The organism is Burkholderia semiarida, assembly GCF_029268935.1.
In the GTDB taxonomy this organism is placed as follows: domain Bacteria; phylum Pseudomonadota; class Gammaproteobacteria; order Burkholderiales; family Burkholderiaceae; genus Burkholderia; species Burkholderia semiarida.
Genome location: NZ_JAHLCL010000005.1, coordinates 1,075,511 through 1,092,995, shown reverse-complemented (window position 1 = coordinate 1,092,995; position 17,485 = coordinate 1,075,511). Strand labels below are relative to the sequence as shown.

19 protein-coding genes, 1 other RNA gene and 1 riboswitch are annotated in these 17,485 nt (G+C 67.3%); of the genes, 10 read left to right on the top strand and 10 right to left on the bottom strand.

The features are described 5' to 3' along the window. Positions 1–28 precede the first annotated feature (28 nt). Positions 29–275, bottom strand: a riboswitch (cobalamin riboswitch). A gap of 154 nt (positions 276–429) precedes the next feature. From KPB06_RS11770 to KPB06_RS11750, 5 genes are all read left to right on the top strand, one after another. Further along, positions 430–780, top strand: coding sequence for an ATPase (locus KPB06_RS11770; protein WP_006478092.1), 351 nt, complete (start codon positions 430–432; stop codon positions 778–780). Further along, positions 777–1,091 carry a cell division protein ZapA gene (locus tag KPB06_RS11765; protein ID WP_011352906.1) on the top strand — a complete coding sequence of 105 codons (315 nt, stop codon included), beginning with the start codon at positions 777–779 and terminating at the stop codon, positions 1,089–1,091. The genes KPB06_RS11770 and KPB06_RS11765 overlap by 4 nt, the downstream gene beginning before the upstream one ends. Positions 1,092–1,172: 81 nt before the next feature. Further along, a non-coding RNA gene (gene ssrS, locus KPB06_RS11760) (6S RNA) lies at positions 1,173–1,354 on the top strand. Between the two features lie 108 nt (positions 1,355–1,462). After that, positions 1,463–1,924 carry an EVE domain-containing protein gene (locus KPB06_RS11755; protein WP_059576737.1) on the top strand — a complete coding sequence of 154 codons (462 nt, stop codon included), beginning with the start codon at positions 1,463–1,465 and terminating at the stop codon, positions 1,922–1,924. A 180-nt stretch (positions 1,925–2,104) separates the two neighbouring features. Then, a complete protein-coding gene (locus KPB06_RS11750) occupies positions 2,105–2,845 on the top strand; it encodes an SIMPL domain-containing protein (protein ID WP_059576741.1) in 741 nt (246 codons plus the stop codon). Positions 2,846–2,979: 134 nt separating this feature from the next. Here the strand turns inward: KPB06_RS11750 and lgt are convergent, their stop codons facing one another. Both lgt and KPB06_RS11740 read right to left on the bottom strand, forming a co-directional pair. After that, a complete protein-coding gene (gene lgt / locus KPB06_RS11745; protein WP_059576743.1) occupies positions 2,980–3,876 on the bottom strand; it encodes a prolipoprotein diacylglyceryl transferase in 897 nt (298 codons plus the stop codon). An 89-nt stretch (positions 3,877–3,965) separates the two neighbouring features. Then, positions 3,966–4,880 (bottom strand): LysR family transcriptional regulator, encoded by a 915-nt coding sequence (locus KPB06_RS11740; protein ID WP_059646287.1) that lies wholly within the window; start codon positions 4,878–4,880, stop codon positions 3,966–3,968. Positions 4,881–5,017: 137 nt separating this feature from the next. Between KPB06_RS11740 and ilvD the strand changes: the two genes are divergently transcribed. Together ilvD and KPB06_RS11730 are read left to right on the top strand one after the other, a co-directional pair. Next, positions 5,018–6,691, top strand: coding sequence for a dihydroxy-acid dehydratase (gene ilvD / locus KPB06_RS11735; RefSeq protein WP_089465062.1), 1,674 nt, complete (start codon positions 5,018–5,020; stop codon positions 6,689–6,691). A 126-nt stretch (positions 6,692–6,817) separates the two neighbouring features. After that, a complete protein-coding gene (locus KPB06_RS11730; RefSeq protein ID WP_059576751.1) occupies positions 6,818–7,144 on the top strand; it encodes a c-type cytochrome in 327 nt (108 codons plus the stop codon). A gap of 142 nt (positions 7,145–7,286) precedes the next feature. On the opposite strand, the gene KPB06_RS11725 is transcribed toward KPB06_RS11730, so the two are convergent. Genes KPB06_RS11725 through KPB06_RS11715 form a run of 3 tightly spaced genes read right to left on the bottom strand, consistent with a single transcriptional unit; the run spans position 7,287 to position 10,042 of the window. Further along, positions 7,287–8,054, bottom strand: coding sequence for a DUF2486 family protein (locus KPB06_RS11725; protein WP_089465063.1), 768 nt, complete (start codon positions 8,052–8,054; stop codon positions 7,287–7,289). Between the two features lie 25 nt (positions 8,055–8,079). Beyond that, complete coding sequence (locus KPB06_RS11720; protein ID WP_006484796.1) at positions 8,080–8,496, bottom strand: DNA polymerase III subunit chi; 417 nt, start codon at positions 8,494–8,496, stop codon at positions 8,080–8,082. A gap of 34 nt (positions 8,497–8,530) precedes the next feature. Continuing rightward, positions 8,531–10,042, bottom strand: a complete 1,512-nt coding sequence (locus KPB06_RS11715; RefSeq protein WP_060010213.1) for a leucyl aminopeptidase — start codon at positions 10,040–10,042, stop codon at positions 8,531–8,533. A 122-nt stretch (positions 10,043–10,164) separates the two neighbouring features. On the opposite strand from KPB06_RS11715, the gene lptF reads away from it, so the two are divergent. The 3 genes from lptF to KPB06_RS11700 are packed head-to-tail and all read left to right on the top strand — an operon-like array spanning position 10,165 to position 12,822. Beyond that, on the top strand, positions 10,165–11,259 hold the full coding sequence (lptF, locus tag KPB06_RS11710; protein WP_059576759.1) for an LPS export ABC transporter permease LptF: 1,095 nt from the start codon (positions 10,165–10,167) through the stop codon (positions 11,257–11,259). A gap of 3 nt (positions 11,260–11,262) precedes the next feature. Then, complete coding sequence (gene lptG / locus KPB06_RS11705) at positions 11,263–12,411, top strand: LPS export ABC transporter permease LptG (RefSeq protein WP_059576762.1); 1,149 nt, start codon at positions 11,263–11,265, stop codon at positions 12,409–12,411. A 27-nt stretch (positions 12,412–12,438) separates the two neighbouring features. After that, positions 12,439–12,822 carry a sirohydrochlorin chelatase gene (locus KPB06_RS11700; protein ID WP_059576764.1) on the top strand — a complete coding sequence of 128 codons (384 nt, stop codon included), beginning with the start codon at positions 12,439–12,441 and terminating at the stop codon, positions 12,820–12,822. Positions 12,823–12,957: 135 nt separating this feature from the next. On the opposite strand, the gene cobA is transcribed toward KPB06_RS11700, so the two are convergent. The 5 genes from cobA to KPB06_RS11675 all read right to left on the bottom strand — a co-directional run bounded on the left by cobA (position 12,958) and on the right by KPB06_RS11675 (position 17,470). Then, positions 12,958–13,707, bottom strand: coding sequence for a uroporphyrinogen-III C-methyltransferase (gene cobA / locus KPB06_RS11695; RefSeq protein ID WP_059576768.1), 750 nt, complete (start codon positions 13,705–13,707; stop codon positions 12,958–12,960). Positions 13,708–13,801: 94 nt separating this feature from the next. After that, positions 13,802–15,118 (bottom strand): sulfate adenylyltransferase subunit 1, encoded by a 1,317-nt coding sequence (locus KPB06_RS11690; RefSeq protein WP_059576771.1) that lies wholly within the window; start codon positions 15,116–15,118, stop codon positions 13,802–13,804. Between the two features lie 22 nt (positions 15,119–15,140). Further along, on the bottom strand, positions 15,141–16,103 hold the full coding sequence (cysD, locus tag KPB06_RS11685) for a sulfate adenylyltransferase subunit CysD (protein WP_059576774.1): 963 nt from the start codon (positions 16,101–16,103) through the stop codon (positions 15,141–15,143). 75 nt (positions 16,104–16,178) lie between these two features. Continuing rightward, positions 16,179–16,931 carry a phosphoadenylyl-sulfate reductase gene (locus KPB06_RS11680; protein WP_059646263.1) on the bottom strand — a complete coding sequence of 251 codons (753 nt, stop codon included), beginning with the start codon at positions 16,929–16,931 and terminating at the stop codon, positions 16,179–16,181. Continuing rightward, complete coding sequence (locus KPB06_RS11675; protein WP_059576779.1) at positions 16,928–17,470, bottom strand: DUF934 domain-containing protein; 543 nt, start codon at positions 17,468–17,470, stop codon at positions 16,928–16,930. The genes KPB06_RS11680 and KPB06_RS11675 overlap by 4 nt, the downstream gene beginning before the upstream one ends. Positions 17,471–17,485 lie beyond the last annotated feature (15 nt).

The window sequence follows — 17,485 nt, the reverse complement described above, 5'->3', positions numbered from 1 at the left end:
CCCCGCAGGCCGCGCGTCATGGAGCCCGTGCGGGCTCCCCGTCTCGGCCGGTATCCGGGCTGGCGGCGGTCCGGCTCGCCTTCCCGCGCGACGACGCGCAGTGGCCCGCGCCCGCGTGCGACCTGCACGCGAAACGCGCCCGAGCCGGCCTGCGTCACGCGACGCGGCCGCTTACCGTTGCGGGGGCAGCGCAGGTTGGCGCGCGTGGAGCCCGCACCCTGCTTCCCGTTTAACCGCGCGTCCTGCGCGCGAGCACCGAGGCGGCGCCAGTTTAGGAGCCGGTCGTGCAAGCGTCAAGGAAGCGTCTGGACCCGCGCGAGACGCGCCCATTCGCGGCAAGAAGCAGGGGTGTTACGACTGGAAACGTTACAGATGTCGGATTGCGCGTTATTCCGCGCTAAAATGCTGGGTCTTTAGAGGACGCAGCAAATGCTCAACGAACTCGAAACCCTGTCTCAAAATATTGGCCGTCTGATTTCGCTGAACAAGCGCTATCACTCGGAACGGCTCGCGCTCGAGGAGCAGGTCGCGCAATTGCGCGCGGAAGCGGACACGGTCCGCGCGGAGCTCGCGCAGCTGCGCGACGAACGCAATGCGCTCGCGGCCGAGCGCGACACGTTGTCGGCGAAGATCGACGACGCCCAGGTGAAACTGAACGCGATTCTCGAAAAGCTGCCGCGCTCGAAGAGCGCGGAGCAAGCCGACAACCAGCTCGACCTGCTCGATGCGCAGGCGCGCACGGATGGCGATGACGCGGCCAGCCACGGAGAACATGCATGAGCACCAAGCAGATCGAAGTCTCGATTCTCGGTCAGGCCTATCGGCTCGCCTGTTCGGCCGAGACCGAAGCGGCGCTGCTCGAAGCGGTCGCGCGCGTCGACGCCGAAATGTCGAAAATCCGCTCGAACAGCTCGGTGCGCGGCACCGATCGCATCGCGGTGATGGCGGCGCTGTCGCTTGCATCGGAATTGCTGCGGCTGCAAACGAGCGTGCGGCACGGTGAAGCATTTCCGGCCGAGGAAATCCGTCGTACAATGCACCAGATGAACGAACAGCTCGGCGCGGTGCTCGCACAGCACGAGACGCAGTAACGTTTCAAACGATGTGTCGATTCCCCTTGATCTCGGCGGTCAACGGTGGTCAAATTGGCGCATCGAATCACAGTTCAGTCAGCTTCCCTGCCTGGTTCGCCAAGGTCATATATTCCTTGAACCAATGCCATGTGCACGGTTGCGGAAATTTGTAGCACGGGCGCGCGCGTCACTCTGTCTGATGTACCCGAAGTGCTGCTAACTGCGACCAATTCTGAACCTCAGGTTCAGGATGCCGGCCTAGCGGCCAAGGTGGGGGCCTATCCAACGGCATCGGGAACTCCCGATGCCGTTTCCTTTTTGAGGGCCTGCTTGCATGCGGCGCGCGCATGCAAGCAGGCCCTCATGCCCCTTCTGCGCCGATCACGACCATGCAATACTGGCTGATGAAGTCCGAACCGGACGAAGCAAGCATCGACGATCTCGCCAACGCACCGCAGCGCTCGCTGCCGTGGACCGGCGTGCGCAACTATCAGGCGCGCAATTTCATGCGCGACACGATGAAGATCGGCGACGGCGTGCTGTTCTATCACTCGAGCTGCCCCGAGCCAGGCATCGCCGGCCTCGCCGAAGTATCGTCGACGCCCTACCCCGATCCCACGCAGTTCGATCCGAAAAGCCCCTATTACGACCCGAAATCGACGCGGGAAGCGCCACGCTGGCTGCTCGTCGACGTGCGCTTCGTGAAGAAATCGCCGCTCGTGCCGCTCGCCGCGCTGCGCGAGCACGACGAGCTCGCCGACATGCGCGTGCTCGCGCGTGGCAACCGGCTGTCGATCACGCCCGTCACGCGCGCCGAATGGCGGTTCATCACCGAAAAGTTGATGAAGTAGGCGCGCGCCAAAGGTCAAATCTGGTCAGTACACCCTGCCGTCACGGAACTCGCGGCACGTTCGCACGGCCTAAGCAACCGCTGTCGGCCGATCGGGCCGGCTGTCGTTTTTTCGTCGCGCGGCACGCCCGCGTCGCGCACGCGTGATCCGCGTGCGCGCCCTCGCACAAGGAGTCCAACAATGACCAAGAAATCCGCACTCGCGCTGTCGCTCGCCCTCGCCGCCGCCGTTCCCGTCGCGCTGACGCTCGCGTCGCCCGCCGCACACGCCCAGACGGCGAACCCGCACTTTCCGGAGCCGGCGGGTGTGTTGTCGCTCTCGTCGCAGGCGAGCGCCGACGTACCACAGGACATCATCCACATCACGCTGTTCTACGAGCAGCAGGCCAAGGACCCGGGCAGCCTCACCGCGCAGTTGAACCAGCGTGCGGACGCGGCCCTGTCGCAGGCCAAGGGCGTATCGGGCGTCACCGCGCACACGGGCGCGTTCTCCGTGTATCCGAGCACCGATCGCGACGGCAAGATCTCCGCATGGCGCGGCCGCACCGAGGTCGCGCTCGAATCGCGCGATTTCGCCGCGGCGTCGAAGCTGGCAGGCCAGTTGTCGAACCTGATGCAGGTCGCGAACGTCGAGTTCTCGCTGTCGCCGGAAGCACAGCGCGCGGCCGAGCAGAAGCTCACGACCGAGGCGATCAAGTCGTTCCGCGCCCGCGCGGACGAAGCCGCGAAGGCGTTCGGCTACAGCAGCTACACGATCCGCGACGTGAACGTCGGTAGCGGCCGCAACGTGCAGCCGTACCCGCGCATGATGGCGATGGCCGCGGCGCCGATGGACAGCGCGAAGATGAGCGCGCCGATCGCGGTCGAAGGCGGCAAGGCCACCGTGTCGGTCACCGTCAACGGCTCGGTGCAGATGAAGTAACGCGCATCGCGCAGTCGCCGAAACGCAAAACGCCGGCCCGAGGGCCGGCGTTTTTCATGCGCATCCGGTATCGATGCTCGCGCCGATCGCGCGTGCATCGATACCGCGTCATGCAGCCACCTCGTGCAGCCGCCTCATGCGGCCGCATTCGCGTTCGCCGCGCGGCGGCGATACGCCCAGACCATCATCGCGATACCTGCGACGATCATCGGCAGCGACAGCCACTGCCCCATCGACAAGCCGAGCGCCAGCAGACCGAGGAAGTCGTCGGGCTCGCGCGCGAACTCGACCGTGAAACGTGCGAGGCCGTAACCGATCAGGAACAGCGCCGATATGGCGCCCATCGGCCGCGGCTTGCGCGCGAACAGGAACAGCACGAAGAAGAGCGCGATACCTTCGAGCGCGATTTCATAGAGCTGCGAAGGATGGCGCGGCAGCATCTGGTATTGCATGAACACGTCGGCGAGATGCCACTTCTCGACGAGTTCCGGATGTTTCGGCAGCCATGCCGCATCGTCGCGCATCGCGCCCGGGAACAGCATCGCCCACGGCGCCGTCGGATCGGTCACGCGGCCCCACAGTTCACCGTTGATGAAATTGCCGAGCCGCCCGGCCGCGAGCCCCGTCGGCACCATCGGCGCGACGAAATCGGTGACCTGCAGCCAGTGCCGCTTGCGCTGCCACGCGAACAGCGCCATCGCGAGCGTCACGCCGAGGAAGCCGCCGTGAAACGACATGCCGCCTTCCCACACCTTGAACACGTCGAGCGGATGCGAGAAGTAGAAATCGGCCTTGTAGAACAGCACATAGCCGAGCCGGCCGCCGAGCACGGTACCGAGCACGCCGTAGAACATCATGTCGTCGATGTCCTTCGCGGTCCAGCCCTGCGCCGCGACGTGCGGCAGCTTCAGGCGGATCCGGCCGACGACGATCGCCGCGATGAAGGCGACGAGATACATGAGGCCGTACCAGCGCACGGCCAGCGGCCCGAGATGGATCGCTACGGGGTCGAAATTCGGGTGAATGATCATGGGTTAGCGAAGAAGTTTTCGAATACGGTGCGGCCGTCGCACACATGCAGGACCGCGCATTGGACGGCGATCGCGCGCCGTCGTTCACGTCACGTGGCGAGGCCCTGCGCGCGCACGACGTCGATGAAGCCGGCGAGCACGGGGCTCACGTCGCCGGTGCGCCACACGAGGCCCGTCTCGACGACCGGCGCAACGCCGGCAAGCGGCCGGTAGACCACGCCGGTGCGCCGCAGGTTACGCAGCGATTGCGGCACCAGTGCGACGCCCATGCCGGCCGACACGAGGCTGACGATCGTCTGCATCTGGATTGCCTCCTGGCCGATGCGCGGGGTTTCCCCCGCCGCGCCGTAGCAGCCCGTAATGATGTCATAAAAGCCGGGCGCCAAACGACGCGGAAAGATCACGAGCGGCAACGCGGCGACCTCGGCGAGCTGCACGGGCGCATCCTCGGGCGCGTCGGACGCCCCGGCCGGCATCGCGACCACCAGCGGCTCGCGCACGACGGGCAGGTACGACAGGCCGGCCGCATGACGCGGCGGCACGGGCGGAATCACGAGCCCGGCGTCGATGCGCCCGGCGACGAGTTCGTCGATCTGCACGTCGCTCGTCGCTTCCGCGAGCTGCAGCCGCACCTGCGGATAGCGCGCGCCGAATGCGCGAAGCAACGACGGCAACAGCCCGTAATCGGCGGTCGACACGAACGCGAGCGACAGCGAGCCGGCCTCGCCGCGCGCGAGCCGCCGCGCGAGCGGCGGCAGCGCATCGGCCGACGCGAGCAGCCGGCGCACGTCCGGCAGCAGCGCCGCGCCGACCGCCGTCAGCGCCACCGAGCGCTTGGTGCGCACGAACAGCGCGACGCCGAGCGCATCCTCGAGCGCGCGGATCGCCTGCGACAGCGGCGGCTGCGTCATCGACAGGCGCTCGGCCGCGCGGCCGAAATGGCGCTCGTCGGCGACGGTCGCGAAATAGCGCCACTGGCGCAGGTCGGGCGTGGGTTCGGCCATGTTCAACTCATTCGCAAAACGACTTAATAGGCTATGAATAATATATTGGACATCCCAAACCGGACACTCCATTCTTGACCGATCCGAACCGGCACGCCGTTCGCGCCGGCGTCGCCAAAACTACGATGGAGCTCCCCATGTCGTACAACCGCCGCTCTAAAAACATCACGCAAGGCGTGGCCCGTTCGCCGAACCGCTCGATGTATTACGCCCTCGGCTACCAGAAGGACGATTTCGACAAGTCGATGATCGGCATCGCCAACGGCCATTCGACGATCACGCCGTGCAATTCCGGCCTGCAGCGGCTGTCGGACGCGGCCGTGGAGGCCGTGAAGGCGGCCGGCGCGAATCCACAGATCTTCGGCACGCCGACGATTTCGGACGGCATGTCGATGGGTACCGAAGGCATGAAGTACTCGCTCGTGTCGCGGGAAGTGATCGCCGATTGCATCGAAACCTGCGTGCAGGGCCAGTGGATGGACGGCGTGGTGGTGGTCGGCGGCTGCGACAAGAACATGCCGGGCGGCATGATCGCGCTCGCGCGCCTGAACGTGCCGGGCATCTACGTGTACGGCGGCACGATCCGCCCGGGCAACTGGAAAGGCCGCGACCTGACGATCGTGTCGTCGTTCGAGGCCGTCGGCGAATTCACCGCGGGCCGGATGTCGCAGGAGGATTTCGAAGGCGTCGAGAAAAACGCGTGCCCGACGTCGGGTTCGTGCGGCGGCATGTACACCGCGAACACGATGAGCTCGTCGTTCGAGGCGCTCGGGATGTCGCTGCTGTATTCGTCGACGATGGCGAACCCCGACCAGGAGAAGGTCGATTCGGCCGCCGAATCGGCGCGCGTGCTGGTCGAGGCGGTGAAGCGCGACCTGAAGCCGCGCGACATCATCACGAAGCAATCGATCGAGAACGCGGTGTCGGTGATCATGGCCACCGGCGGCTCGACCAATGCGGTGCTGCACTATCTCGCGATCGCGCACGCGGCCGAGGTCGACTGGACGATCGACGACTTCGAGCGCATCCGCAAGCGCGTGCCGGTGATCTGCGACCTGAAGCCGTCGGGACAGTACGTCGCGACCGACCTGCACCGGGCCGGCGGGATTCCGCAGGTGCTGAGGATCCTGCTCGATGCGGGGCTGCTGCACGGCGACTGCATGACGATCACCGGCCGCACGATCGCCGACGAACTGAAGGACGTGCCGGCCGTGCCGCGCGCGGACCAGGACGTCATCTTCCCGATCGACCGTGCACTGTACAAGGAAGGCCATCTGGCGATCCTGAAGGGCAATCTCGCGGAAGACGGCGCGGTCGCGAAGATCACCGGCCTGAAGAACCCGGTGATCACGGGCCCGGCGCGCGTGTTCGACGACGAACAGAGCGCGATGGACGCGATCCTCGGCGACCGGATCCGCGCGGGTGACATCCTCGTGCTGCGCTACCTCGGCCCGCAAGGCGGCCCGGGCATGCCGGAAATGCTCGCGCCGACCTCCGCGATCATCGGCAAGGGGCTCGGCGAATCGGTCGGCTTCATCACGGACGGCCGCTTCTCGGGCGGCACCTGGGGCATGGTGGTCGGCCACGTCGCGCCGGAGGCATTCGTCGGCGGCACGATCGCACTGGTGCAGGAAGGCGATTCGATCACGATCGACGCGCACCGGCTGCTGCTGCAACTGAACGTCGACGATGCGGAACTCGCGCGCCGTCGCGCCGCATGGCAACAGCCGGCGCCGCGCTATACGCGCGGGGTGCTCGCGAAATTCGCGGCGCTTGCCCGGCCGGCGAACCAGGGGGCGGTCACAGGCTGATACGGGGCGCGCATTGCATACGACCCCGATAAACGGGGCGGCCGGGGAACGCGCAAAACGTGCTTCCCCTTTGCTTCTATAATGCGCGGACCATGAAGCCGGCCGTCCCCGCCGGCGGAGAACCGCATGAAACAGACGATATTGCGCGTGCTGCTCGCCACGCTGCTGACCGGCAGCGCGGCGGCGGCCCGTGCCGACCAGGCCGGCGGGCTCGCGCTGGCGCAACGCAAGAACTGCATGGCCTGCCATGCCGTCGGCAAGCCGCTGATGGGGCCGTCGTTCCACGACATCGCCGGCAAGTACGCGGCGCGCGGCGACGCCGTCGATTATCTGGCGCAATCGATCGTGAAAGGCAGCGTCGGTGTATGGGGCAGCGTGCCGATGCCCGCCAATACGCAACTGACGAGCGCCGAAGCGCACACGCTTGCCCAGTGGGTGCTGTCGGTACGCTGACGCGGATACCCGCGCGGCGTGCCCATGCCGTGCAGGGCGTCGCAGGCCGGCGGCCCTGACCGGCGGACCGGCGCCTCACCGCCGGCTTCGCAGGCCCTTACCCAGCCGCTCCCTCTTTTTCACCGTCGCGAACGATGGCCGTTCAGCCGGCATGCCCGGCGCGACGACGGGCGATTTCTTCATCGACCGCATCGCGCACCCAGTCCATCACCTCGGTTTCCAGTGCGAGTGCGACTTCGCGCGTGACCTGGCCGACCAGCCAGGCCGAATGTTCATGCAGCGCATCGCGACAACGCGCTTCGATGGCCTCGCGCCCCGCCCCGGTCAGATAGTTCGTCAGGCGATGGCGCAGCCGTTCGGCGATGTGCTGCGCATCCTCGGGCGTGAGCGCGGCCGCGGCGGGTGCGTCCGGCAGCGGTGCGGTGCCCGACGGCCCCGCGTCCAGCACTGCCGTCTCGGGCGCGTGCACGGCCGCCTCGCGCGCAATCGCGGCGAACGTGGGCTGCGGCAACCCCTCATCGACCAGCGACGAGCGCAGCGGCGCCGTCATCGCCGCCGCCTCTTCGGCAACCACGTGCCCGGCGGCGCCCGGTTCGGCCGGCGCATCGGTCTCGCCCGCGTCCGCAGGCGTCACCACGTCTCCCTGCAACTCGACAGCCGGGACGTGCGGCGTCGGCACGGGTTCGACGACGACGGATTCGGGGTCGGCTTCGGTTTTCGGGGCAGCCGGCGCGGCGCCTGCGCCGGGGACGATCACGTCGGTGAGCACCGGAATCGCCGCGCTGTCGTGCGGCAGGGGTGCGGCCGACGCGGACACGGCGGCCGATGCGGACGAGCGAGCCGGCGCCGGCTTGCCCGGCACCAGCACGTCGGTCAGCGTCGGGATCGAGGATGAATCGGCTTCTGTCACGGGAACACTCCGTCGACGGTTGCGGCTAGCCGCCCTGCTTGTAATTGTTCAGCGCGTAGCCGCGGTCGCGGTAGAACCGGTAGCGGTCGCGGCCCGCGGCCAGCTCGTCCGGCGCGTTGCCGACCACTTCGAGCAGGCGCTCGAAGCGGGCGAACTGCGCGGGCACGGTCGCGCCGAGGTTCAGCAGCACGTGGTGATGCGGCGCGCGATCGAGATCGGCGGCCAGCACGATCGGCGTGCCGGCTGCGTGCTCGCTGTCGACGCCGCAATGCGGGATGAAATCGAGCGGCGAGAACGTCCAGAGCCGCTCGTCGAGCGCGCGCAGGCGCGCGGGCTCGGCGAGCACGACGACCGGCTGCCCGGCCTGATAGGCCTTGCGCAGCAGCCGGCACGCATACGCGAGCGAATCGCCGACGTTCGAGTGGAAATCGATCCGCGTCATTGCCCGCGCACCCGCTGCGTCGTCGGTACCGCCATCACTGGCCGGCGCGATCGATCAGGAACTGCGCGAGCAGCGGCACCGGACGGCCCGTCGCGCCCTTCGCGGCACCGCCCTTCCATGCGGTGCCCGCGATGTCGAGGTGGGCCCACGGATAGCTCTCCGTGAAGCGCGACAGGAAGCACGCCGCGGTCACGGCGCCGGCCGGACGCCCGCCGATGTTCGCGAGATCCGCGAAATTCGACTTCAGCTGCTCCTGGTACTCGTCGTCGAGCGGCATGCGCCATGCCGGGTCGTTCGCCTCGCGCGACGCGTCGAGCAGTTCGCCCGCGAGCGCGTCGTTCGTCGAGAACAGCCCGCTGTTGTGGGCGCCGAGCGCGATCACGCACGCGCCCGTCAGCGTCGCGACGTCGATCACGGCGGCCGGCTTGAAGCGCTCGGCATACGTGAGCGCGTCGCACAGGATCAGGCGGCCTTCGGCGTCGGTGTTCAGCACCTCGATCGTCAGCCCCTTCATGCTGGTGACGATATCGCCCGGCTTCGTCGCGTTGCCGCCCGGCATGTTCTCGCAGGTCGGCACGATCGCGACGACGTTGATCTTCAGGCCCATCTCGGCGACCGCGCGGATCGTGCCGAGCACCGAGCCCGCGCCGCACATGTCGTACTTCATCTCGTCCATGCCCTCGCCCGGCTTCAGCGAGATGCCGCCCGTGTCGAACGTGATGCCCTTGCCGACCAGCACGACCGGCGCGGCCTTCGCGGCGGCGCCCTGATAGTGCAGCACGATGAATTGCGGCGGCTCGACCGACGCGCGCGCGACCGACAGGAACGACCCCATCTTCAGCGCCTGGATCTGCTTGAGCCCGAGGACTTCGGCCTTCAGGCCCCAATCCTTCGCGATCTTCTTCGCGGTGTTGCCGAGATAGGTCGGCGTGCAGACGTTGCCCGGCAGGTTGCCGAGATCGCGGGTGAGATCCATCCCGTTCGCGAGCGCGACCGCCTGCTTGATCGCGACCTTCGCGGCCTTCTCGTCGGCCGGGTCGACGCTGAACACGACGCGCTTGAGCGTGTGCGACGCCGGTTCCGGCTTGCTCTTCATCTGCGTGAAGCGGTAGGTCTCGTTGCGCAGCGCGAGGATCGCGGCGCGCACGCCCCAGTCGGAGCTGCGCTCGTCGACCGGCAGCTGCGCGAGCGAGAACGTGACCTGGACGACCTTGGTCGCCAGCAGCGCGCGCCACGCGGCGGTGACCGCGTCGTTGTAGGCTTTCTGATTGAAAGCATCCTGCTTGCCGAGCCCGACGAGCAGCACGCGCGACGCGCCGATGCCCGATACTTCGTGCAGGAACAGCGTCTTGCCGCGCTTGCCGTCCATGTCGCCGGCCTTCACCACGCGCGAGATCAGCCCCTTGGTGGCCGTGTCGATGTCGAGCGCCGCGCCCGACAGGGTCTGCGCCTCGAAGATGCCGAGCACGATGCAGTCGGACTTCCCGGTCAGGAACCCCTTGGCCTCGCCTTTGCTCCAATCACAGCCTTTTATGCTAAAGTCCATCGCGCTTGTCCTCGGATAAAATCTGGGCTAAGGATGAAAGCCGCAATTATCCGCTATTTTTCCCGTGGCGGCGCGAGCGCTCCACCACGCGTGCGCAGCCTCCCGCCCTCTTCTCATCAAGAATGATCTTCGAACGCTCCCTCCAGCGCGAGCTTGCGTATACGGCTGGCGCCGTGTTCATGGTGCTGCTCACGATCATGCTCACGACGATGATGATTCGCATCGTCGGCTACGCCGCGTCCGGCGAAATCGATCCGCGCGACGTGCTCGTGCTGATCGGCCTGACCGTGATCGGCTACCTCGCCGTGATGCTCGTCGTCACGCTGTTCGTGTCCATCCTGTTCGTGCTGACCCGGTGGTACCGGGACTCCGAAATGGTGGTGTGGCTCGCGTCGGGCGTGAGCCTTACGCGCCTCATCAAGCCGATCGGCGTGTTCGCCACGCCGATCATCCTGCTGATCACCTTCTTCGCGTTCGTCGGCTGGCCGTGGTCGAACCAGCAGAGCAAGATGATCAAGGCGCGCTTCCAGCAGCGCGACGAGATCTCGCTGCTCGCGCCCGGCCAGTTCCGCGAATCGGCCGCGAATCATCGCGTGTTCTTCATCGAGAAGATGTCGCCCGACCAGAGCAAGGTGCAGAACGTATTCGTCACGTCGACGGAAAACGGCAAGCTCAACGTGGTCGTGTCGCAGACGGGCCACACGGAAACCTCGAAGGACGGCGATCGTTTCGTCGTCCTCGAGGACGGCCGCCGCTACGACGGCACGCCCGGCCAGCCGAACTTCAAGATCATGGAGTTCGAGCGCTACGGCGTGAAGATCACGAGCAAGCCGGTCGTCAACGTGCAGACCACCAACAGCACGCCCACGCCCGACCTGCTGCGCAACCCGACGCGCGACAACCTCGCGGAATTCGCGTGGCGCGCGGGGCTGCCGCTGATCGCGATCAACCTGATGGTGCTCGGCATCCCGCTCTCGTACCAGAACCCGCGTCGCAGCCGCACGATCAATCTCGTGATGGCCGTGCTGATCTACCTCACGTACTCGAACCTGCTGAACGTCGTGCAGGCGCAGATCGAGCAGGGCAAGATGTCGTTCGGCGTCGGCCTCGTCGGGCTGCACGTGCTCGTCGCGGCGATCGTCGCGTTCATTTTCTGGTTGCGCGTGCGCAATCGTCCGTTGTTGACACGCGCGCTGTTCGGCCGCTCGGGAGCATGATCGATGCGGCTCTATGAAAAGTACTTCGCGCGGCAGATCTACGTCACGTTCATCTTCATCCTGTTCGCGTTCTCCGGCCTGTTCTTCTTCTTCGACCTGATCAGCGAGCTGAACTCGGTCGGGCACGGCAACTACAAGTTCGGCTACGCGGTGCTGCGCGTCGCGCTGCAGACGCCGTCGCGCTTCTACGAGATCATCCCGGTCGCCGCGCTGATCAGCGCGATCTACGTGTTCGCGCAGATGGCCGCGAACTCGGAATTCACGATCTTCCGCGTGTCGGGCCTCGCGACCAACCAGGCGCTGCGCTCGCTGCTGAAGATCGGCGTGCCGCTCGTGATCGTCACCTACCTGATCGGCGAATTCGTCGGGCCGTACGCGGATCAATTGTCCGAGCGCGTGCGGCTGCAGGCGCTCGGCGCGTCGGTGTCGTCGAACTTCCAGTCGGGCGTGTGGGTGAAGGACACGCTCGCGGCCCGCGAGAACGGCGAGCAGGTCACGCGCTTCGTCAACGTCGGCAGCCTGTCGCCCGATTCGACGATCAGCAACGTGCGCATCTACGAATTCGATTCGAAATTCCAGCTGCAGAACGTGCGGATCGCGCAGACCGGCCGCTACGAGCCGCCTGGCCACTGGCTGCTGACGGGCGTGACCGAAACCGAGCTGACGCCGATCAAGCCGGTCAGCGGCCAGCCGGCCGATGCGCTGAACCCCGTGTACCGGTCGCAGCAGGTGTCGCTGCCCGAATACCGGCTGCGGTCCGACCTGACGCCGCAGATTCTGTCGGTGCTGCTCGTGTCGCCGGAGCGCATGTCGATCATCAACCTGTTCCGCTACATCCAGCACTTGCGCGAGAACCAGCAGGACACGCAGCGCTACGACATCGCGCTGTGGCGCAAGCTGCTGTATCCGTTCGCGGTGTTCGTGATGCTCGTGCTGTCGCTGCCGTTCGCGTACCTGCACACGCGGGCCGGCGTGGTCGGCGTGAAGGTGTTCGGCGGCATCATGCTCGGCATGAGCTTCCAGCTGCTCAACACGCTGTTCTCGCACATCGGCACGCTGAACACGTGGCCCGCGCCGCTGACCGCCGCGACGCCGGGCCTCATCTATCTCGCGCTCGGCCTGTTCGCGCTCAAGTGGGTCGACCGGCACTGAGCGCCGCGTCGCGACGGAGGCTTCGACATGCATTCGCACGGTATCGTCCTGTTCGGCCACGGCGCCCGCGATCCGCGCTGGGCCGAGCCGTTCGAGCGGCTCGCCGCGCGGCTGCGCGGCGCCGGCTCCCCCGCCACGCAGGTGTCGCTCGCGTTCCTCGAACTGATGACGCCGTCGCTCGGTGAGGCCGTGGCCGCGCAAGCCGCGGCCGGCTGCACGCGCATCACCGTGGTGCCGGTCTTTTTCGGCCAGGGCGGCCACGTGCGCCGCGATCTGCCGCAACTCGTCGACGCATGCCGCGCCGCGCATCCGGGCGTCGACATCCGCTGCGCGACAGCCGTCGGCGAAGACGACGGCGTGCTCGACGCGGTCGCGCGCTATTGCGTCGACCAGATCGATCGCGACGCGTGAGCGAAGCGGCGAGCCGTAGCGGCGAGCCGTAGCGGCGAGCCCAAACAAAAAAGCGCTGGCTTCGGTAGCCAGCGCTTTTTTTTCACCTATCGGACCCATCGCCGCATCGCCTGTCACGCGGACCACTCCGCCGACTCAAGCGGCATTGCGCAACGCGTCGCCCTCTTTCGCGATCCGTACGCGTTCGGCGAACGCATCGCCGATCATCAGCAGGCTCGGTTCGGCCGGGTCGAGCCACGCCTGCGCGTCGCCCGCGGCCATCTGCGCGAGCGTCAGCGTCAGCGTGCGCTCGCGCGCGGTGCTGCACGCCTCGACGATCGCGACCGGCGTCGCGGGTGCACGGCCCGCGTCAATCAGCTGCTGTGCGATGCCGGGCGCGCTGTCGCGGCCCATGTAGTAGACGATCGAATCGGCGCGCGCGGCCTCGCGGATCTCGTCGCTGCCCGGTGCGCGGCTGTGCGTCGCGAACGCGACGCTGCGCGACACGCCGCGCAGCGTCAGAGACCGCTTCAGCGTCGCCGCGCCGGCCAGCGCCGCGGTGATGCCCGGCACGACCTCGTAGTCGATGCCTGCCGCCTCGAGCGCGCGCATTTCCTCTTCCGCGCGGCCGAACAGCATCGGATCGCCGCCCTTCAGCCGCACGACGCATGCATGCTCGCGCGCCGCATCGACGATCTGCTTGTTGATGAAATGCTGCGCGGTCGAGCGCTGCCCGCAACGCTTGCCGACGGCGATCTTGCGCGCGTTCGGCGCGTAGTCGAGCATCGCCGGCTCGACGAGCGCGTCGTGCAGCACCACGTCGGCCTGCTCGAGCAGCCGCATGCCGCGCACCGTGATGAGGTCCGCGGCGCCCGGCCCTGCTCCGATCAGATACACCTTGCCCATGTTTGTCGCTTCGCTAGTCGTGCTCATGCGGATGCCGGCCGGCGCGCGCCGCCGCGTGGGCGGCGCTGAACGCCGGTCATGCCGCTCATGCGCGTTATGCCGAGAACGCCCGGATCATGCCGGCGGCGACCGTGTGATGCGTCGCCTCGTCGATCAGCACGAACGCGCCCGTACCGGGATGCGCATCGTACGTGTCGCAAACGATCGGCTTCTGCAGCGTCAGCGCCACGCGGCCGATGTCGTTCATCTTCAGTTCCTGACGGTCGGTCGCGTGCGACAGCGTATGCACGTCGAGCACCTGCTTGACCGCGCCGATCTTCGCGAACACCGTGCTGGTGGTCTGCTTCAGCAGGTACTTGCGCTGCGGCGACAGCGGCGCCTCGTCGAACCAGCACAGGTCGGCCTCGAGCTTCTTCGCCGGCTCGACCGGCTCGGCGGTCGTGACGAACATGTCGCCGCGCGACACGTCGACGTCTTCCTCGACGCGAATCGTCACCGTCTGCCCCGCGAATGCATGCGGCACGGCCGCGGTGCCGCCCGGCACCGGTGCGATGATCTCGGCGACCGTCGCGGTGCGGTTCGACGGCAGCACGACGATCGTATCGCCGACCTTCACTTCGCCCGACTCGATCCGGCCCATGTAGCCGCGGAAATCGTCGGCCGAGCTGCCGTCCTGGCGCGCGACCCACTGCACCGGGAAGCGCAGCGCGTCATGCGCCTGCGTCTCGACCGGCAGCGACTCGAGCACGTCGAGGAGCGGCTCGCCCGCGTACCACGGCATGCGCTCGCTCGCGCCGACGATGTTGTCGCCCTTGAGCGCCGACACCGGCACGAAGCGCACGTCGGTCAGGCCGAGCTGCTTCGCGAGCGCGACGTACGCATCGCGGATCTCGTTGAAGCGCGCCTCGCTGTAGTCGACGAGGTCCATCTTGTTGATCGCGACGATCACGTGCTGCAGCCCGAGCAGCTTGACGATCGCGCTGTGGCGCTTGGTCTGCGGCAGCAGATCGGCGACGCCGTTCTCGATCGTCACGCGCGTCGCGTCGATCAGGATGATCGCCGCGTGCGCGGTCGACGCGCCCGTGACCATGTTGCGCGTGTACTGCTCGTGCCCCGGCGTGTCGGCGATGATGAATTTGCGCTTCGCGGTCGCGAAGTAGCGGTACGCGACGTCGATCGTGATGCCCTGCTCGCGCTCGGCTTCGAGGCCGTCGGTCAGCAGCGCGAGGTCGAGTTCGTCGCCGACCGTGCGCTTGTTCTTCGCGCGCGACAGCGCGGACAGCTGGTCGGACAGCACGGCCTTGCTGTCGTACAGCAGGCGGCCGATCAGCGTGCTCTTGCCGTCGTCGACGCTGCCCGCGGTGATGAAGCGCAGCACGCCGAGGTCTTCGGTGTTCTCGATGATGCTCATGATGTGAATGTCCTCGTGTGCTTCAGAAATAACCTTGCTTCTTGCGCTGTTCCATCGCGGCTTCGGACGCCTGATCGTCCATCCGGGTCGCGCCGCGCTCGGTGATCTCGGTCACCGCCGTCTCGGCGATGATCTTCTCGACGTCGTCCGCGTCGCTCTCGACCGGGCACGTGCAGCTGATGTCGCCGACCGTGCGGAAGCGCACCTGCGCGAGCTCGCTCGTCTCGCCGTCACGCATCGGCGTGAGCGGCGTGACCGGCACGAGCAGCCCGTTGCGGCGCACGATCTCGCGCTGGTGCGCGTAGTAGATCGACGGCAGTTCGAGGTTCTCGCGCGCGATGTACTGCCACACGTCGAGTTCGGTCCAGTTCGAGATCGGGAACACGCGCAGATGCTCGCCCTTGTGCAGGCGCGCGTTGTACAGGCTCCACAGTTCCGGGCGCTGGGCTTTCGGATCCCACTGGCCGAATTCGTCGCGGAACGAGAAGATGCGCTCCTTCGCACGCGCCTTCTCTTCGTCGCGGCGCGCGCCGCCGATCAGCGCCGTGTAACCGTGCTGCTCGATCGTCTCGAGCAGCGTGACGGCCTGCGCGGCATTGCGCGAATCGGTCTCGCGGCGCAGCACGACCGTGCCGCGCTTGATCGAATCCTCGACGTGGCCGACCACGAGCTCGGCGCCGAGCTCCTGCGCACGGCGGTCGCGGAAGTCGATCACTTCCTCGTAGTTGTGGCCCGTGTCGATATGCACGAGCGGGAACGGCAGCGTCGTCTTGCGGTTCGCGCCGAGGCCGAACGCCTTCAGCGCCAGATGCAGCACGACGACCGAATCCTTGCCGCCCGAGAACAACAGCGCCGGCTTGCTGCATTCGGCCACGAGTTCGCGCAGGATGTGGATCGACTCGGCTTCGAGCCAGTCGAGGTGGCCCATGCGGCTGTCGGCGCCGGCGGGCGGGGCAAAGGCGGATTGCTCGAGCGTCGTGCTCATGATTTCAGTCCTTCTCTTCTGGGTTCGTGCCGCCCGCTGTCGCGGGCGGCGCAATATTCGGTTTCTTGTCGGCTTTCAGTGCGCGGCGCCGGCGTCGGCATTCGCGGGAATCGGCGTGATCGTCGTGACGTGCAGCCCGCATTCCTTCGTGTCGCGCGACTCCCACCACCAGCGGCCCGCGCGGCTGTCCTCGCCGGGGCGGATCGCCCGCGTGCACGGCTCGCAGCCGATGCTCGGATAGCCGCGCGCATGCAGCGGGTTGACCGGCACGTCGAACGCGTCAAGGTACGCCCACACGTCGGCTTCCGTCCAGTCGGCGAGCGGGTTGTACTTCGCGATCCCGCGCGCTTCGTCCTGTTCTTCCTCGTGCAGCTCCGCGCGCGTGACCGACTGCTCGCGACGCTGGCCCGTCACCCACGCGCCGACGTCGGCCAGCGCGCGGTTCAGCGGCTCGACCTTGCGGATATGGCAGCACGACTTGCGCAGCTCGACGCTCTCGTAGAACGCGTTCAGGCCGTGCTCGGCCACATACTGGTCGACCGCGTCCTGCCGCGGGTGGAACTGCTCGATCTCGTAGCCGTAGCGCTCGCGCACGCGGTCGATCATGCCGAGCGTTTCCGCGTGCAGGCGGCCCGTGTTCAGCGAGAAGATGCCGATCGGCACGCCCTTCGACAGGATCGCGTGCGTGAGCAGCATGTCTTCCGCGGCGAGGCTGCTCGCGAACTTCACCTTGTCGTGACGCTCGCCGATGCGCGCGAGCAGCGCGTCGAGGCGCTCGACCTTCGCGGCGAGTTCCGGCGTCAGCGCGGTGGCGGTCGCGGTGCTCATGCGCTCACCTTGGTGTCGGCCGCGGCCGCGCGGCGGCGGAACAGCGGCGCCGGCTCGTCGAACGCGCCCTGGTAACGCTGCGTGAATTCCGTGAACGCGTTCAGCGCGTCGTGGATGTCCTTGTCGGCCCGCACCGCGAATGCGTCGAAGCCGCAACGCGACATGTACAGCAACTGGTCGCGCAGCACGTCGCCGATCGCGCGCAGCTCGCCGGTCCAGCCATGCCGCTCGCGCAGCAGGCGCGCGATGCTGTAGCCGCGGCCGTCCGCGAAGCGCGGGAAGTCGACGGCGATCAGCGAGATCGCGCCGAAGTCGGCCACGAGATCGGCCGGTTCGCTATCCGGCGCGAGCCACACGCCGAGTTCGTCCTTCGTCTTCGCGGCGACGAGCGCCGCGCGCTCGGCCTGCCACAACGCGAACGGCACCAGCACCTTGCCGGCCGGCAATGCGTCGACCGCGGGCAGCGTACCGTCTTCCGCCGCGCGCACGACCTGCCATGCGTCGTCGATCACTGCGCGGTTCTTGATAATCGAAGCCATCTGCAAATTCCTTCT

Bases quoted from the DNA above. Each gene is read 5' to 3' on its own strand.
- KPB06_RS11740 (WP_059646287.1), bottom strand. From the start codon at position 4,880: ATGGCCGAACCCACGCCCGACCTGCGCCAGTGGCGCTATTTCGCGACC.
- ilvD (WP_089465062.1), top strand. From the start codon at position 5,018: ATGTCGTACAACCGCCGCTCTAAAAACATCACGCAAGGCGTGGCCCGT.
- KPB06_RS11700 (WP_059576764.1), top strand. From the start codon at position 12,439: ATGCATTCGCACGGTATCGTCCTGTTCGGCCACGGCGCCCGCGATCCG.
- KPB06_RS11755 (WP_059576737.1), top strand. From the start codon at position 1,463: ATGCAATACTGGCTGATGAAGTCCGAACCGGACGAAGCAAGCATCGAC.
- KPB06_RS11690 (WP_059576771.1), bottom strand. From the start codon at position 15,118: ATGAGCATCATCGAGAACACCGAAGACCTCGGCGTGCTGCGCTTCATC.
- cobA (WP_059576768.1), bottom strand. From the start codon at position 13,707: ATGGGCAAGGTGTATCTGATCGGAGCAGGGCCGGGCGCCGCGGACCTC.
- KPB06_RS11675 (WP_059576779.1), bottom strand. From the start codon at position 17,470: ATGGCTTCGATTATCAAGAACCGCGCAGTGATCGACGACGCATGGCAG.
- KPB06_RS11720 (WP_006484796.1), bottom strand. From the start codon at position 8,496: ATGACGCGGATCGATTTCCACTCGAACGTCGGCGATTCGCTCGCGTAT.
- lptG (WP_059576762.1), top strand. From the start codon at position 11,263: ATGCGGCTCTATGAAAAGTACTTCGCGCGGCAGATCTACGTCACGTTC.
- lgt (WP_059576743.1), bottom strand. From the start codon at position 3,876: ATGATCATTCACCCGAATTTCGACCCCGTAGCGATCCATCTCGGGCCG.
- KPB06_RS11750 (WP_059576741.1), top strand. From the start codon at position 2,105: ATGACCAAGAAATCCGCACTCGCGCTGTCGCTCGCCCTCGCCGCCGCC.
- KPB06_RS11765 (WP_011352906.1), top strand. From the start codon at position 777: ATGAGCACCAAGCAGATCGAAGTCTCGATTCTCGGTCAGGCCTATCGG.
- KPB06_RS11680 (WP_059646263.1), bottom strand. From the start codon at position 16,931: ATGAGCACCGCGACCGCCACCGCGCTGACGCCGGAACTCGCCGCGAAG.
- KPB06_RS11730 (WP_059576751.1), top strand. From the start codon at position 6,818: ATGAAACAGACGATATTGCGCGTGCTGCTCGCCACGCTGCTGACCGGC.
- KPB06_RS11715 (WP_060010213.1), bottom strand. From the start codon at position 10,042: ATGGACTTTAGCATAAAAGGCTGTGATTGGAGCAAAGGCGAGGCCAAG.
- cysD (WP_059576774.1), bottom strand. From the start codon at position 16,103: ATGAGCACGACGCTCGAGCAATCCGCCTTTGCCCCGCCCGCCGGCGCC.
- KPB06_RS11770 (WP_006478092.1), top strand. From the start codon at position 430: ATGCTCAACGAACTCGAAACCCTGTCTCAAAATATTGGCCGTCTGATT.
- lptF (WP_059576759.1), top strand. From the start codon at position 10,165: ATGATCTTCGAACGCTCCCTCCAGCGCGAGCTTGCGTATACGGCTGGC.